Raw genomic sequence first — 401 nt, forward strand, 5'->3', positions numbered from 1 at the left:
ACGATATCGCGGACCCGTTCTGAATCAACGCTCACCGGTGGCCGACATCGGCGGCCCATTCGGTGTTGAGCGATTTACTCGACCTTGCGCCGCCGTTTAGTGTCGGAATTACACAGCCGTCAACAACGCCTCTTAATGCCCGCTCGGCAATGAGGTTATCGATTTCCGCACGACCGTCGTCGCAGTAGCGCACGAGCGCCGGCCAGCGGTTCAGCGCGTACTGGATCGCTTTCGTCGTATCAGATTTCGCCGAGAGCGTGACGAGCGTCGCCTCGTGAAGTTGACCCGCAAAAACGGACACCTATGCTTTTGATCAGGAGGTGTCGAAATGGGCAGGCATCGTACCCCATACCCTGTGGAATTCCGGGCCCACATGGTCGAGCTGGTTAAGTCCGGCAGAA

1 pseudogene is annotated in these 401 nt (G+C 58.1%); it reads right to left on the minus strand.

Annotation, left to right across the window (positions count from 1 at the left end):
• Nucleotides 1-124: 124 nt before the first annotated feature.
• Nucleotides 125-274, minus strand: a pseudogene (locus tag AB4Y42_RS44335) (transposase); the annotation flags it as partial.
• Between the last annotated feature and the right edge of the window lie 127 nt (nucleotides 275-401).

This window comes from Paraburkholderia sp. EG286B, from assembly GCF_040965655.1.
Taxonomy (GTDB): Bacteria; Pseudomonadota; Gammaproteobacteria; order Burkholderiales; family Burkholderiaceae; genus Paraburkholderia.